This window comes from Prevotella sp. PTAC (assembly GCF_013166535.1).
Classification (GTDB): domain Bacteria; phylum Bacteroidota; class Bacteroidia; order Bacteroidales; family Bacteroidaceae; genus Prevotella.
In genome coordinates this window covers 111,912-127,211 of sequence record NZ_JABKKK010000002.1, presented here as the reverse complement: position 1 = coordinate 127,211, position 15,300 = coordinate 111,912, and the positions used below count along the sequence as shown (strand labels likewise).

The window sequence follows — 15,300 nt, the reverse complement described above, 5'->3', positions numbered from 1 at the left end:
ATGAAGAGCATTATATTTAATATTAAGAAGTCGTTTCATAGAAACGCTTTCTGCCTCATTGCAGTAGGTTTGGCCATGCCTGTATTCGCTCAGGACGAACTTGCCGGTGACGAGGTGGCAGCCGCTCCCAAGCGTCCTAAGGTTGAGCAGGAGAAATATCAGTTGAAGACTGTAAAGGGAGTTATTCTTGATGAAGTCACTAAAAAGCCGTTGGGCGGTATACAGGTGAAAGCACTCGGTAACAGCCGCTACACGGCAATGTCCGACGATGACGGAACATTCACTATAAAGGTACCGGTGTTTACCACCTCATTGTATGTCTATGCACAGGAATTTTCTGCCCAGCAGGTAGGTATAGACGCTGATAAGGAGGATGGACTTGTCGTGTATATGCTCAGCGACAAGTTCCGCCCGATGTATAATGACGGAACCTCAATAACAGCGTCACGTGATTTTACGGCGACAGGAGGTCATAATTTCACGATAGATACGGAAATAGAAAACCGTCTGTCCGGAGATCTCCGTTCCATACAACGTTCGGGAAGTGTCGGCATTGGTAACAATATGTTTATCAGAGGTCTTAACTCCATCAATGCCAGCTCTCAACCGCTTGTAATCGTAGACGGCGTTGAGATGGATATGCAGCTGGGACGTGAAATGTTGCATAGCGGCAACGTTAATAATATGCTGGCGAATGTTATGCCTTCGGATATAGAGAAGGTCACTGTGCTCAAAAACGCGACGGCTCTTTACGGTGCCCGTGGAGGTAACGGTGTTATCCTTATTGACACCAAGCGCGGTCACAGCATGGCAACCCGTATCGATGCCAACATATCTGTCGGCCTGAGTCTCGTTCCGAGATTGCAGAAGATGATGAATGCCTCACAGTACCGTAATTACGCGACAGAGATATTGGGAACGATTGACGGTATCGACAAGAACACCCCGTCTCTTAACTTCCTCAACGATGATCCCAACGGATACTATTATCATACATACCATAATGATTTCGATTGGCAGGACGCTGTTTATCATACGGCTTTGACCCAGAATTACAGTATTAACGTGCAGGGAGGAGACGATGTCGGCATGTATAATCTTTCTGTAGGTTATGTTGACGGCGAGAGTACCGCGAAGGGAAATGACTATAACAGAATGAATGTGCGTTTCAATACGGATATTGATATTTTGAAGAACTTGAAGACAAAGTTCAACATGTCTATATCCCGTACAACGACAAACTCCCAGAACGATGGCGTGCCGGAAGATTTTTCCAAGGCGACACCTACTTCTCCCACGTTCCTCGCCGCAATCAAGTCGCCTTTGGTAACTCCTTATCAGTATAATACCCATCTTGGCGGATTTTCAAGTTTGCTGAGCGAAAGCGACGACCTCTTCGACGCTATAGGAAAGGGATATTCTTTGGCTAATCCTGTTGCCATATTGGAGAAAGCCGAGGGCGTGAACAGGAACTATACCGAGAATACATATTTCCAGACGATGATAGCACCGACATTGAAGTTGGGTCGTGACTGGTCTATTACCGAAATGTTCAGCTATGTACTGAATCGTAATTCCCAGCGTTATACGCGTCCGAGTACCGGTGTGCCCGGATTTGAATTGAAAAATCTTGGAACGGTGTACAATCAGTTCTCCACATTGTTCTCCAACGAGAATAACATCGTCAGCGATACAAGGGTGAACTTCTCTCATATTTTCGGTGCGCACACGTTAAGCGCTTATGCCGGTTTCCGTTATAATTACTTCTCGTTCGACAGTGATGCCATAAGCACCCAGTTTACAAGCCGCCAGGATGATAAGAACCCGCATATCTCTGCAAGTGCTTCCGACATAAACACTTCCGGAGGAGCGAATGATGTGTGGAAGCAGATTCAGTGGTATGGCAATATCGACTATAATTTTATGAACCGCTATTTCCTTACTCTTTCATTGCTGGGTGAGGCGAACAGCCGTTTCGGCGTGGAATGTGACGGTCTTGACATGTTCGGTACCAAATGGGAGCTTTACCCGAGTGTACAGGCCGGATGGGTTGCCACAAACGAGAAGTGGTTTCCTAAGAATGCAGGCATCAATTACTTGCGTATCAATGCAGGATATGATGTCAGCGGTAATGACGATATCATGAACAATGCCGCACGTACCGTTTATGCCATGACAAAGTATAACGGTTTCCCGGCCTTGCAGTTGGTAAACATAGGTAACGACAAGATCCAGAGCGAGAAGACACATAAGTTCAATGTCGGTTTCCAGAGCTATTTGCTCCACAACCGTATAGGCGTAAGTTTCGATTACTATATTCATAAGACCACCAACCTGCTTACAATGAAATCGTTTAGCGATCCTATTTCCGGCATAAACAGTTACTGGACAAATGGGGGTGAGTTGAAGAATACAGGTTTTGAGGCCGCGGTATCGGTGAAGCCCGTTGTATCAAAGAACTGGAATGTAGAGCTTGGAGCGAGTGTCGGCCATTACAAGAATGAGGTGACCAAACTGCCTGACGGAGATTATACATCTTCAATATATGGTAAAAACAACATCCTTACTTCCGTCGGTAATCCCGTGGCAATGTTCTATGGCTATAAGACTGCCGGCGTGTTCGCGGATGACGCAGCGGCTAAATCGGCAGGCAAGGACGGTTATCTTTATGTTGAGGACAATACCGGACAACGCCACGACTTCAAGGCCGGTGACGTACATTTCGTAGACAAAGACGGTAACGGCATTATAGACGGTAACGACCGGTTTGTCATCGGAGACCCCAATCCGGATATATACGGAAATATCTTTGCCACCGTGAACTGGAAGAATTTTACTTTGAGCATGAACTTCAATTACAGTCTCGGTAACGATGTGTTCAATTACCAGCGCATGATTTTTAACTCGGGAAGCAACTTCTACAATCAGCAGGTTGCCATGACAAACCACTGGCGCTATGAGGGACAGGTTACCGATATGCCGCGTGTGATGTTCAACGACCCGATGGGTAACAATAGATTCAGCGACCGTTGGATTGAGGACGGAAGCTATCTTCGTCTTAAGACGTTGAAGTTGGCATACCGTGTTCCGGTGAACTTCACATGGCTGCAAGGACTCTCCGTGTGGGCAGAGGCGGTGAACCTCTTCACGTTGACGAAATATCTGGGCAATGATCCGGAGTTCAGCATCAACAATGGTGTGATGTATCAGGGCATAGACTGCGGCAACCTCGCTCAGGGTCGTGCGTTTACATTAGGAATGAAGATAAACCTCTAAACAAAATCAGGAATTATGAAAAAAATTATATTGTTTTTTGCCGGCGTGATGACACTCATGGTCTCGTCATGTGATGATATGCTTGATGTGGATGGCGGCCGTCAGGTGGAAATGCCGGAAATAAACCAAAAGACCGACTCTCTGTTTTATGTGGCAGGAATCATGCAGGCCATGCAGCAGGCAGCCGAGGTTTATGTGATTCAGAATGAGATGCGTGGCGATCTGGCTACGACAACGGTCCATTCTGACAGGAACTTGCAGGAGCTGGCAAACTTCTCAGCCACTACCACCAATAAGTATGACAGTGCATACGTATATTATAAGGTCGTGAACAACTGCAATTATTATCTCGCTCATCGTGACACCGCTCTTTACGACGGGGCATATAATGTGACACTCGACGAGTATGCGGCTGTTCTGTCATATCGTGCATGGGCTTATTTGCAGCTTGCCCGTACTTATGGGAAAGTCAAGTTCTTCACTCATCCTTTGACTTCTCTTTCACAGATAGAGAACGACAACTCTCCAATGTTGGATATTGAGGGTATTGTAAATGAGCTCGCTCCACAGCTTATACAGTTCCGCAACTCAGGTATACCTTATAGTAACTCTACATCTAAGTTGGGAGATTATGAATTTATTTGGGAGCGTTGCTGCATACCTGTAAATGTCATTCTTGGAGAGCTTTATCTTGAGGTGGGACGTTACTCCGATGCTGCGAAATGCTATTATGAGTTCCTGTTCCGCAATAAGATTCTTGCCGAGGATATGCGTTCGTTGTTTAATATAAGGTATACAGGTGAAATCGTGGATCTGCCTAATGATTTCACTCCCGGAGGTGTTTCCGGTATGACATGGATAACGAGGACCGATCTTGTGACAACAACCCTGTCTTCTGTCAACGGTACATCATCGGGTGCGATTACATATATCCCGATGGCGGATAAGAGTCTGAACGGATATACGACGGAGATACCCAAGTTGTTCGGTTTTGATTATTATTACTATAATTCACACCCCGAATCAGAGCAGATTATTGACAGCGTGTATCTTAAGAACAAGCAGATTGTGGCTTCCGATGTATATAATCTTCTTGCTGACAGTGCCGATTATTATTATCAGACAAACGATCCCATCGACCCGCAGCTCAGTGTATTGAAGAGAGTGGGAGACATGCGCGCCCGCGCTCGTATAGATGTTATCAACCGTGATAATGTAAGAGAGGAGATTTTGCAGACTTATATTACCAAAAAGGCTTTGCCCCGTGTCGTACTTTACCGTCCGTCAACCATCTGGTTGCACTTGGCAGAGGCTTTGAACCGCATGGGATATCCTGATGCCGCCTTTGCCATATTGAAAGACGGCATTACAGATAATATGCGTTCATATCAGTATGTGCGTGATGAGACGTGGAACATGCTGACCACGGAAATCCCTTTCTGCTCTAATGATGGAAGAAGCGAGCAGTCTCAGCTTTTCAGCGGAACGGGCACAAATCATAACTATGGTATTCATCGCCACGGATGCAGCGACCAGTACGGTATATCCGGCGATAAGTCTCTTTACAAGATGTCTGTTGAAGTGGAGAAAAAGATTGCCGAGCTTCAAGATATTTTCGACGGGGAGCAGTGGAATGTCAGTGTAGTGGATCGCGCCGCAGACATTCAGGCTGTCGAGGCTGAAATTGATGCGGTTGGTAATGACGCTTCGATGAGTGATGAAGAAAAGACCCGGAGGTTGAAAGAGCTTGACGCACGGCTTGCGAAACTCAACAAGGAGTTTAACAGTCTCGGTAAATGGAGCCTGCAAGACGTAATCAATGCGGTCGAAGACATCATCTGCGACGAGTATGCGATGGAATTTGCTTTCGAGGGCAGCCGCTTTGCCGACCTTGCGCGCCTCGCGCGTAATAAGAACGGTAAGGGAACCGGTGGCTATTCCGGAAGTCCGGCCGGTTACGGTGCCAATTTCGGTGGTCGTTGGCTGGCCAAGAAACTTGCGTTCAAGAATCCTGTCAAGGACCTGACGGTTGAAAGCAACTGGTATTTGGATATGAAATAAAATCCGGTTGTCTGAATATATAAAAGAGAGTCAGGTGCACGAGCCTGACTCTCTTTTTTCTGTTTTTGCGCTTTTTCCCAAGTGTGGTTTCTGTTTGCTTTCCCTTTTCGTCTTCCCTTTGCTTTTTATGCCGTATGCTTATTATTGCTTGCGGTCAAAGTTTTGTATGCCTGTGTTAATGTAAACATTATTCGTATGTTTCACTATCATGCCGTTGTTGTATATTTATGCAAGAAAAGCCGTTTTGCATGTGGCGAGACTTTGATATTTGATATGTATGGCGATGATGATATGATGGCAGACATACTTTTTACAGTAAGTATAGTGGTTGCGATGCATTTAGATACCCATTGCAATGCAATGGGTATCTAAATGCATCGCAACGAGCGGCTGAATGGAATGTGACGGGTATCCAAATGAAAGGCTTTTTTGCTTGTCATAATGTGTCGGATAAGAGTCTTGCATAAATATACATTCCGTCATAAAACGGTTTGCGGGGCATCACACGATGGTGAGGCCCCGCAAACATGCATGTCAATCAATACCGATGCGTCATAAGTAAAGGAAACCCGGTCAGACCTGTAAGTCCTGACTTATATCATATTTTATGGTTTGTGATATTGCATAAATATGCGGAGTTAATGGTGCTGATTGTAATGTAAATGTCATGTCTCTTTTGTTTTAAGTCTGTTTATTTGTTTTCTGCGGAATGTATTTGCCAACAGTCTGTAACTTGTTTCATGATGAAGTTTCAACATGTCTGTCTGTTTGTGAAAGCTTACTTGTTGCCGGCAAATTTACATTAAAAAGTAGCGAATGCCAAATTTTATCGCGATACATTTGACGATACGGAAAGTCATGGCCGGTTTGTTTTTTACTGTGGTTCCAAGTGATAGCCTTCGGTCACCGGCTTTTTATAATAAGAAGGCAAGGGCATGTTGCATGCCCTTGCCTTCTTTCGGTTATGTCGTGTAGGTTGTTGTCAACCTTGAGCGGCGTTCTTATTTTCTGCCGCCATACTGCTGGTCGAGGTTGAAGATGGCCGAGTCGCCCATCTTGCGGATGCGGTCTACTATGCCCGAAGCCGTGGCCTCTTCCTCCACCTGTTCGCGTACGAAAGTCCAGAGGAAGTCTTGCGATGCCTTGTCTTTCTCTTCGATGGCGATGTCTACCAGCTCGTCTATCCAGCGCGATACCTTGCACTCGTGCTCGTATACGCTCTCAAACACGTTGAGCGGGGTGCTCCAATCTCCTGGCACGTTGTCTATCTGTCCCACTTTGGCCATGCCGCCTCGCTTGATTATATAGTCTGCCATGGTGTAAGCATGCTCCATCTCCTCCTGAGACTGCTTTTTCATCCATGCCGAGAAGCCGTTGAATCCTTCTTTGTCGAGGTAGAAAGCCATTGAGAGATAGAGGTTGGCCGACCATATCTCTCTTGTAATCTGCGCATTTATAGCGTCTTGTAATCTCTGTGAAATCATATTGTTTAATTTTTAAAAGTTAATATTCATCTGATGGTTAATTTACAAATTCCGTACCGAAAGAGTATTGTCGACAACATGTCATGCGGTAATTAACTATCTTTAATTATATTGTCCGATGTGTTAGTCGAATATGTACCTTATGCTGAACATCACCTTGTATGTAGATGCCACGCTGTTGTATTTCTGATATGTTGTCAGATGGCGTGCGCCGTTCATCATGTTGTATGTGAACGAACCGTTGCTTCCGTTCTTGCCGTTGCCAGCACGGTAAGACAGCAGGTTGTTTCCGATAATCTGTTTGTATGTTCCCCAGTCGCTGTTGAGCATGTTGAGTACGTTGGATATGTCGCAACCGAGTTGCAGTGTGTGCTTCCTTCCGCCGACCATTAGGTTGAAATCCTGCTTGAACTTGAAGTCGAGCTGGTGGTGCCACGGCATTTTCGCTCCGCCGCGCTCGGCATATTGTCCTTTGCGGTCTTTCAGATAGTCATCCTGGTTGATGTATGCCCAGAAGTCGTCGCGCTGCATGTCGGCCGTGTATGTCTGCCTGTTGCCAGCCGCGTCGGTATACTGTCCGTTGTCGGCGAAGTTCCAGTCGTTCAGTTCCTCGCGCGAGGCGGGTATTCGGATGAGGTTGCCTGGTGCCGAGGGATCGTTCGTCACGTTGCCGTTGAATATGTATGAATATCTGGAGTAAGAGTAGTTGCCCATGTATCCGTTCTCTGAACCGTCGTAGATGAGGCTGAATGTGGAGGCGGCATTGCGTCCCTCTTTCAGTTTGTAGCTTGCGGAGATGAGCACGCGGTTGGGTGCCACGTATGTGGCGTAGCCCGTCTCGTGGTCGTTCACGGCGTTTATCGAGTTGCGGTAGTTGGTGTATGCCGACGAAACCTGGTCTCCGATGCCCTCGCTGTAACTCTTTGCGTGCGAGTGCGTGTAGGCCGCCGAGATGTCGAGACCGAAAGCAAACTTTTTGTGGAGTTGTGCCGTCAGCGACCAGTAGTATGCTTTTTTGCCTGCGTTCTCTATTACGTAAGCCTGGTTTCTGCCGTATGTACTCATGTATTTGCGTTCGTCGAATGGGGCAAGCCATATGGTAGACTTGCCGTCCCAGTACACGTTCTTGTTGGTCACGACGCACGGGTTGAGGTCTCGATTGTATATACCTTCGAACGTGAAGTCTATATCGTATGGCAGTTTTGCGTCGAACGCAAGCGACATCTTCCATGTCTTCGGCATCCGCAGATCGTCGCCAAGGATGGTGGGGCCGCCCGGAACGCTTGTCTTGCTCGTGGCTCCTATCTGTGTGAGCATGTCACCGGTGTTCATTGTGAACTTCGGATACGCAATGTTTCCTGCCACGCTGGTGTATGTGGTCTGTCCCATTCCCGAGTTGCCGACAGCCGACACGAGCCATACGAACGGCATACGGCCCACGAAGATGCCCGTACCGCCACGGAGAATGTACTTGCGCTCGCCGGTGACATCCCAGTTGAATCCCACTCTCGGCGATACGCTGATACTGTTGCCCGGCACGTTGTCCGTGCGGTAATGCTCGCTGCCGAAAGCGAGGTCGTAGTATTCTTGGTTGAAATTGTCTGACAAAGAGGGGTAGTGAGGCAGTTCGAAGCGCAGTCCGAGAGACAGTTTCAGGTTGTCGGTCAGGTCCATGTTGTCTTGCAGGTAGAGGGCATACTGATGGGTAGACATCTGTGCCTCGAACATGGAGTGGCCGGGATTGTTGCCGTATGTGATGGCGAACAGGCGGGGTGTGGCGGCGAACACCGATGCCCAGTCTCTGTTGTCGATCTGCTCCTTTGTAGCCTCGTATGCGTAATATCCCGATGCGGCCTGTGCGTATCCGTTCACAGCCCTGTTGTATTCATACTGCAATCCGGCGAAAAGGTGATGCCTGCCGATGGTGGTGCTCAGTTCGTCGGTGAGCACGAAGTTTTTGGTCTGTGAGAGGTTGCCGGCCGTGAACACGTCGTTACCCATGAATGCCCATGTGGGGAAGTGGCCTTGTCCGTCGTCCATGACAATCTCCACGGTCGGCTGGTCACCGTATTCGTTGCTTCTCGGCTGGTCTTGGAAAGAGTATGTGCCTCGGAGCGTGTTGTTCCAGTTGCCGACACGGCTGTTCAGCTCGGCTGCCAGCGACGTGAAGCGGTACTCGCTGTAGTAGCGTGTAGACAGTGCGCTCATTCCGTAAGCAGAGTTGCTGCCGTATGCAGAGTTGCTGCCGTTGTATATGTTATTTTGCTGGTTTGTGCCTATATTGCGTGAGTTTGAGGCGCCTGAGTTTGCTTTACGGTTTGATTTCGTGAAGCGGATGTTGAACTTGTGGTCGTTGTTTATGTTCCAGTCGAGGCGTGCCAGGATACGGTACGACGGCGACTTGGCGTTATATCCCTGCCATGGTCCGGTGGTAAATCCATACGTGTTTTGCATGTATCGGGTCAGCGATTCGAGGTCGGAGAGCACCGGCCGGCGGTTGGTATTGTCGAATTTTCCGTTTACTCCGCCATTGGCCACGGCCGATGGGCCGGCAGTCACCTTGTCTTCATACTCTCCGTTGACGAAGAAAAAGAGCTTGTCTTTTATTATGGGACCTCCGAGAGTAAACCCGTATGTGTTTGCGTGTGCGTCTTCAAGTGCCATCTTGTCGTAGTCGCCTACTTTTTTGCCTGCAAGGTCGTTGCTCGTGAGGTATGTGTATGCCGAGCCTTTAAACTTGTTTGTACCGCTGCGTGTCACGGCGTTGATGGCTCCGCCGGTAAATCCGCTCTGCCGCACGTCGTAGGGGGTGATGGAAACGGTTACTTGCTCGAGTGCGTCTATAGAAATGGGGCTTCCTCCGCCGGGCAGAACGTTTGAGCCGAGACCGAACGTATTGTTGAACTGCGCTCCGTCGACAGTCACGTTCGACTGCCGGTAATTGCCTCCGCCGATGGCAAAGCCGTTTGTGGTGCCCGAGCCTTGCGGTGTCAGTCGCATCAGGTCTGTCATGCTCCGGCTGACTGTAGGCACGGCGGCAATCTGCTCGATGTTCACGTTTGTCACCGCGCCCGAACGGCTGCTTCTCATGCTTTTGTCTGCCGTCACCACCACTTCGTTGAGCAATTCTGCCGATTCCTGCAACGATGTGTTAAGCGTCTGGTTGTCTGCCAGTTTCAAGGTGATGCCTTTCACGACGGCAGTGCGGTAGCCGATATATGAAATCTCCACTTTATAAGGGCCGCCGGCTTTCATCCCCGTTACGGAATAGCGTCCGTTCCTGTCGGTCACAGTCTTGTACGTCGTTCCCGACGGCTCGTGCACAGCCTTGATCACTGCGCCGATGACTGTTTCGTTTTTCTCGTCGGTGATTTTACCGTTGATAGACGAGGAGGTGACCTGGGCTTTGATTGCGGAAGTAATCAAAAGCATGATTACCGCCATTATGGTTTTCACCTTTGTTGCTGTCATAAAATAAAAAATTAAATAAAAACCGAAAACAGGTACAAAGATACGGATATTATTAAATCCAAAGCATTAATTTTGTTAAAATTCAGTAATGGATTAATATCTTTTGTCATATTTAATTATCCGGAATGAACAAAAAGATGTACTTTTGCGCATGCTGATTCATAAAAACAAAACATCGGTTATTTTAAGAGTTATACTATCAACGGATCATTGTTTATGCGTTACAGATTATTTGCCATAATGTTTTTGGTGTTTGTCGTGCATGCGGTATCGTATGCCGAGAACGGCAAATATGCCCTGATCATAACTTCCTTTCAGGTTGAGTTGAACAAATATCAGATGAACCTTAATGATTTTTATCATGAGGTGAATGGTGGACATCCTGACTTGGAGTTTGTCGTGGAGAACATGAATTGCCGTTCGCTTAGCGAGCTTAACGAGTGGCAGGGGCGCATGAAAGAGATAATAGAGAAATACGTGGATCGTAAACCGCAGTTGGTCTTGATTCTCGGTAATGAGGCTTTGGCGTCTTACCTGTCTATAAATGACGATTTCGTGAAAACCGTTCCGTGCTTTGCGATGCTTGTGAACGATAAGATTGTCGAGATAATGGACGAGCCTGTGGACATAAAGACGTGGCAGCCGAAGATGCGTTCTTTGACTACGGATATGGATGAGTGCAGGCTGATGGGCGCTGTGGCATATCATTATGACATTGGCAAGAATGTGAAGTTGGCACAAAACCTGTTTCCAAGGATGGAGCGTATGTTCTTTTTTGTGGACAATACATTCGGTGGATTAAATCTGTTGGGGCTTGTGGAAGACTGGATAAAGACCGGCGTAAATGCAAGAAAGCCGGATTTCAGAATTGTGGACGGTCGCTCGTGTACGTTCGAGAATGCCGGAAATATTTACAGTAAAATGAACCCGGCGAAGGATATTGCTATGTTTTCCTCCTGGCGCATAGACGCGACGGGAAACTATTTCGTTATAAGCACCACCAAGAAACTGCTTGGGTATAACAGCGGTATTCCCGGAATATCCATTTCCACCACGGGTATCGGTGATGTTAGCATGGGAGGATATATACCTCGCTACGGCTCGCAGGGAGAGCGGATAGGGAAGATGGTCAGCAGGTGGCTGGCTACCGGTGAGCCACAGAAGATAGAACTGGTGGAAAACCATTATTCATTCGATTACGATCTGCTTGGCAAGTGGCGTATAGACAAGAGGCGGCTTCCTGCCGGTTCTGAAATAATAAACAAACCGTTGTCTCTCTACGAGTCGAACCCGCTGGAGTTCATGTTGTTCTTCTCGGTAACGGTGATATTGGTGATAATAATAGTTTTCCTCGTGTTATATACCAATACGCGACGTCGCAATCTCGAACGTTTGAAACAGGTGAACGCACAGCTCGTGGAAGCAAAGGATAAAGCCGAGGAGGCGGACATGCTTAAATCGAAATTCCTGGCAAATATGAGTCATGAGATAAGAACCCCGCTCAATGCCATTGTGGGATTTTCGGAGCTTATAGTGACAAGTTACAAGGAATTGCCTGAAGACGAGATTAACAATATTTCCGGACTTATCGCCCAGAATACGCAACTACTTCTTAAATTGATAAACGACGTTCTTGACTTCTCACGCATAGAGTCTAACAGGGTACAGCTTAATCCAGAGCGTGTGGAACTCGTCGGCCTGGCTCGTTCTCTGATACAGACAGAGACACAGAGTAATTTGAAGAATGGCGTAAAACTACGTTTCATAACGTCTTACGATGAGCTGTGGTATATGATAGACGTGCGCTATTTGCAGCAGGTTATCATCAATTTGCTCAATAACGCGATAAAGTTTACGGACGAGGGCACTGTAACTCTGGAATTGCAAAAGGAAAAGAGTGAGATCGTCTTCTCGGTTACCGATACGGGAATAGGTATTCCGCTTGAAAAGCAGAAACTTGTGTTCCGTCGTTTTGAGAAACTGGATGAGTTTAAGCAAGGCACTGGATTGGGGCTGTCTATCTGTCAGACAATCATAGAGAAGATGGGTGGCAGGATATTCGTGGATCCTGAATACAGGAATGGAGCACGCTTTGTGTTCACTCTTCCGTTGAAAAAATGAATGTGGCCCTGCTGAAAAATTGTATAGCCCTTTATTTCGTCGGTTTGTAATTGGGGGTGTTATACTTCAAGTAAATAATCGGACTGACGTTAAAATAAAAATCGCTTGGACACGCATTTGCGTCCAAGCGATTTTTTATTGTTTACGGATCAGATCCGTAATTGGAGATCGCTGAGTGTTTGGAGGAAGCCAATAATGTTTTTTCTGATAACATTAAAGATTGCTTCTTAGTTCCTGAACACAAGCCCTTCTCCGAATGAATCTATTATGATAGGTTTGTCTTTGTTCACGTCTCCTGAGAGGATTTTCTTCGACAGGTCGTTCAGCACGAGGTTCTGGATGGCTCGTTTTACCGGACGGGCACCGAATTCCGGGTCAAAACCGGCTTCTGCCACGGCATCTATAGCACTCTCGGTCACTTTGAGGACAAGTCCCTGTGCGGCGAGCATCCTGCTGACACCGTTCATTTGCAGTCTCACTACATCGGCGATCTCATTTTGTGTGAGCGGCAGGAACATGATTGTGTCATCTATTCGGTTGAGAAACTCCGGCCTTATCGTCTGTTTCAGCATGTTGAACAGTCTGGCTTTGAGCGCGTCGGTCTGGCTGTCGCTCATCGTTCCTCCGTTTTTCTCGATATCTTCCCTTATCGTCTGGCTGCCGAGATTGCTCGTCATTATGATGATGGTGTTTTTGAAGTTAACCGTTCTGCCCTTATTGTCAGTCAGACGACCGTCGTCAAGCACTTGCAGCAGTATGTTGAAAACATCCGGGTGAGCCTTCTCTATTTCATCGAACAGTACCACCGAGTATGGTTTGCGCCGCACTGCTTCTGTCAGTTGGCCGCCCTCGTCGTATCCTACATATCCCGGAGGCGCTCCGATCAACCGGCTGACGCTGAACTTTTCCTGATATTCGCTCATGTCTATGCGGGTCATCATCGTTTCGTCGTTGAACAGATATTCGGCCAATGCTTTGGCAAGTTCTGTTTTCCCTACGCCTGTCGTTCCGAGGAATATGAACGAGGCGATTGGACGTTTGGGATCTTGCAGACCGGCACGGCTGCGTCTCACGGCATCGCTTACCGCCCTGATGGCCTCTTCCTGTCCTATTACCCTGCGGTGAAGTTCCTCTTCGAGGTGCAGCAGTTTCTCCCGCTCGCTCTGCATCATCCGTGTGACCGGTATCCCTGTCCAGCGGCTTACAACTTCGGCGATGTCGTCGGCAGTCACTTCTTCCCTTACCATCGCTTCGGCACCTTGGGCGTTTATCAGTTGGCTCTGTATCCTGTCGATGTCGTTTTCAAGTTCTTTTAGCTTGCCGTATCTTATTTCGGCCACTCGTCCGTAGTTTCCTTCGCGTTCGGCCCGCTCAGCCTCGAAGCGCAGTTGCTCCATCTCTTGCTTGTGCTGTTGGATTTTGTTGACGAGCGCCCGCTCGCTTTCCCACTTTGCCTTGAACTGCTTTTCCTGGTCGTGCAGGTCGGCGATGTCCTTTTCAAGCTGCTTCATCTTATCCCCGCTGCCGGCATGCTCCGTTTCTCTTTTCAGCGATTCGCGCTCTATTTCCATCTGTTTCAGCTTTCTTGTGATTTCGTCAAGCTCCTCAGGCACGGAGTCACGTTCCATCCTTAACTTGGCCGCGGCCTCGTCCATTAGGTCTATCGCTTTGTCCGGCAGGAAGCGGTCGCTGATGTATCGTTCCGAAAGACGTACAGCCGCAATGCATGCGTCGTCCTGGATGCGCACTCTATGGTGGTTCTCGTACCGCTCTTTCAATCCCCTGAGGATGCTTATCGCGCTCAGTTCGTCCGGTTCTTCCACAAGAACGGTCTGGAAACGACGCTCCAGTGCCTTGTCTTTCTCAAAATACTTTTGATACTCGTTGAGCGTTGTTGCGCCGATGGCACGCAGCTCGCCTCGTGCCAATGCCGGTTTGAGGATGTTGGCGGCGTCCATCGCTCCCTCGCCGCCTCCCGCGCCAACGAGTGTGTGTATCTCGTCGATGAATAGTATAATGCGGCCTTCCGCCTTTGTGACCTCGTTGATGACGGCTTTCAACCGCTCTTCAAACTCACCTTTGTATTTCGCTCCTGCCACGAGTGCTCCCATGTCGAGGGAGTACAGTTGCTTCTCCTTGAGGTTCTCGGGAACATCACCACGCACGATACGTTCGGCCAGCCCCTCTACTATCGCGGTCTTGCCCGTACCCGGCTCGCCTATTAGTATGGGGTTGTTCTTGGTGCGGCGGGATAGTATTTGGAGCACTCGGCGAATTTCGTCGTCACGTCCGATGACTGGGTCGAGCTTGCCTGCACGAGCCTGCTCCACGATGTTTTTCGCGTATTTGGACAGGCTTTGATAGTTGTCATCAGCGCTTTGCGACTGCACCTTCTGGCCTTGCCGCAGTTCATTGATGGCCGCTCGCATGTCTTTTTCGGTCATTCCGGCATCTTTCAGTATTCTGGATGCCGTAGAGTTTACGGCCAATAGGGCTTGCATTATCGGTTCCACCGACACAAACTCGTCGCCCATGCTTTTGGCTATGTCCTGCGACTTGAGCAGCACATTGTTCGATTCGTTGCTTAGATACGGCTGTCCGCCACCCTGGATACGGGGCAGGTGCTGTATCTCATTGTTTACTAAGTTTTCTATTTGTGCGGCATTTACGCCGAGCTTTTGAAATATGAAGTTGCTGACGTCTTTGCCTTTCGATATGATTCCGTACAGTATATGCACCGGTTCTATACTTTGCTGTCCTGCGCGTTGTGCGGTGTTGACCGCTTCTTGTACGGCTTCTTGTGCTTTAATGGTAAATTTTTCCAATGTCATGTCTTTGTCTCCTTTCTTTTGTTGTGTTATTGATTATCCCGGGTCGTAAGAAAAGA

At 48.0% G+C, this 15,300-nt stretch carries 6 protein-coding genes; 3 read left to right on the top strand and 3 right to left on the bottom strand.

All coding sequences use genetic code 11. The features are described from left to right. Together HPS53_RS02325 and HPS53_RS02320 are read left to right on the top strand one after the other, a co-directional pair. On the top strand, nucleotides 1-3,276 hold the full coding sequence (locus HPS53_RS02325) for a SusC/RagA family TonB-linked outer membrane protein (RefSeq protein WP_172204094.1): 3,276 nt from the start codon (nucleotides 1-3) through the stop codon (nucleotides 3,274-3,276). A gap of 15 nt (nucleotides 3,277-3,291) precedes the next feature. After that, on the top strand, nucleotides 3,292-5,337 hold the full coding sequence (locus HPS53_RS02320) for a hypothetical protein (protein WP_172204092.1): 2,046 nt from the start codon (nucleotides 3,292-3,294) through the stop codon (nucleotides 5,335-5,337). Between the two features lie 1,001 nt (nucleotides 5,338-6,338). Here the strand turns inward: HPS53_RS02320 and HPS53_RS02310 are convergent. Together HPS53_RS02310 and HPS53_RS02305 are read right to left on the bottom strand one after the other, a co-directional pair. Then, nucleotides 6,339-6,821, bottom strand: a complete 483-nt coding sequence (locus HPS53_RS02310) for a ferritin (protein WP_104370212.1) — start codon at nucleotides 6,819-6,821, stop codon at nucleotides 6,339-6,341. Nucleotides 6,822-6,944: 123 nt separating this feature from the next. Continuing rightward, a complete protein-coding gene (locus HPS53_RS02305) occupies nucleotides 6,945-10,292 on the bottom strand; it encodes a TonB-dependent receptor (RefSeq protein WP_253942797.1) in 3,348 nt (1,115 codons plus the stop codon). A 216-nt stretch (nucleotides 10,293-10,508) separates the two neighbouring features. Here HPS53_RS02305 and HPS53_RS02300 point away from each other — a divergent pair, with 216 nt between their 5' ends. Continuing rightward, nucleotides 10,509-12,413 (top strand): HAMP domain-containing sensor histidine kinase, encoded by a 1,905-nt coding sequence (locus HPS53_RS02300; protein ID WP_172204090.1) that lies wholly within the window; start codon nucleotides 10,509-10,511, stop codon nucleotides 12,411-12,413. Nucleotides 12,414-12,640: 227 nt separating this feature from the next. Here HPS53_RS02300 and clpB read toward each other — a convergent pair whose 3' ends face one another. Further along, nucleotides 12,641-15,244 carry an ATP-dependent chaperone ClpB gene (gene clpB, locus HPS53_RS02295; protein ID WP_172204088.1) on the bottom strand — a complete coding sequence of 868 codons (2,604 nt, stop codon included), beginning with the start codon at nucleotides 15,242-15,244 and terminating at the stop codon, nucleotides 12,641-12,643. Nucleotides 15,245-15,300: the final 56 nt, after the last annotated feature.

Coding starts and splice junctions, on each gene's coding strand:
- HPS53_RS02325 (WP_172204094.1), top strand. CDS start 1: ATGAAGAGCATTATATTTAATATTAAGAAGTCGTTTCATAGAAACGCT.
- HPS53_RS02320 (WP_172204092.1), top strand. CDS start 3,292: ATGAAAAAAATTATATTGTTTTTTGCCGGCGTGATGACACTCATGGTC.
- HPS53_RS02310 (WP_104370212.1), bottom strand. CDS start 6,821: ATGATTTCACAGAGATTACAAGACGCTATAAATGCGCAGATTACAAGA.
- HPS53_RS02305 (WP_253942797.1), bottom strand. CDS start 10,292: ATGACAGCAACAAAGGTGAAAACCATAATGGCGGTAATCATGCTTTTG.
- HPS53_RS02300 (WP_172204090.1), top strand. CDS start 10,509: ATGCGTTACAGATTATTTGCCATAATGTTTTTGGTGTTTGTCGTGCAT.
- clpB (WP_172204088.1), bottom strand. CDS start 15,244: ATGACATTGGAAAAATTTACCATTAAAGCACAAGAAGCCGTACAAGAA.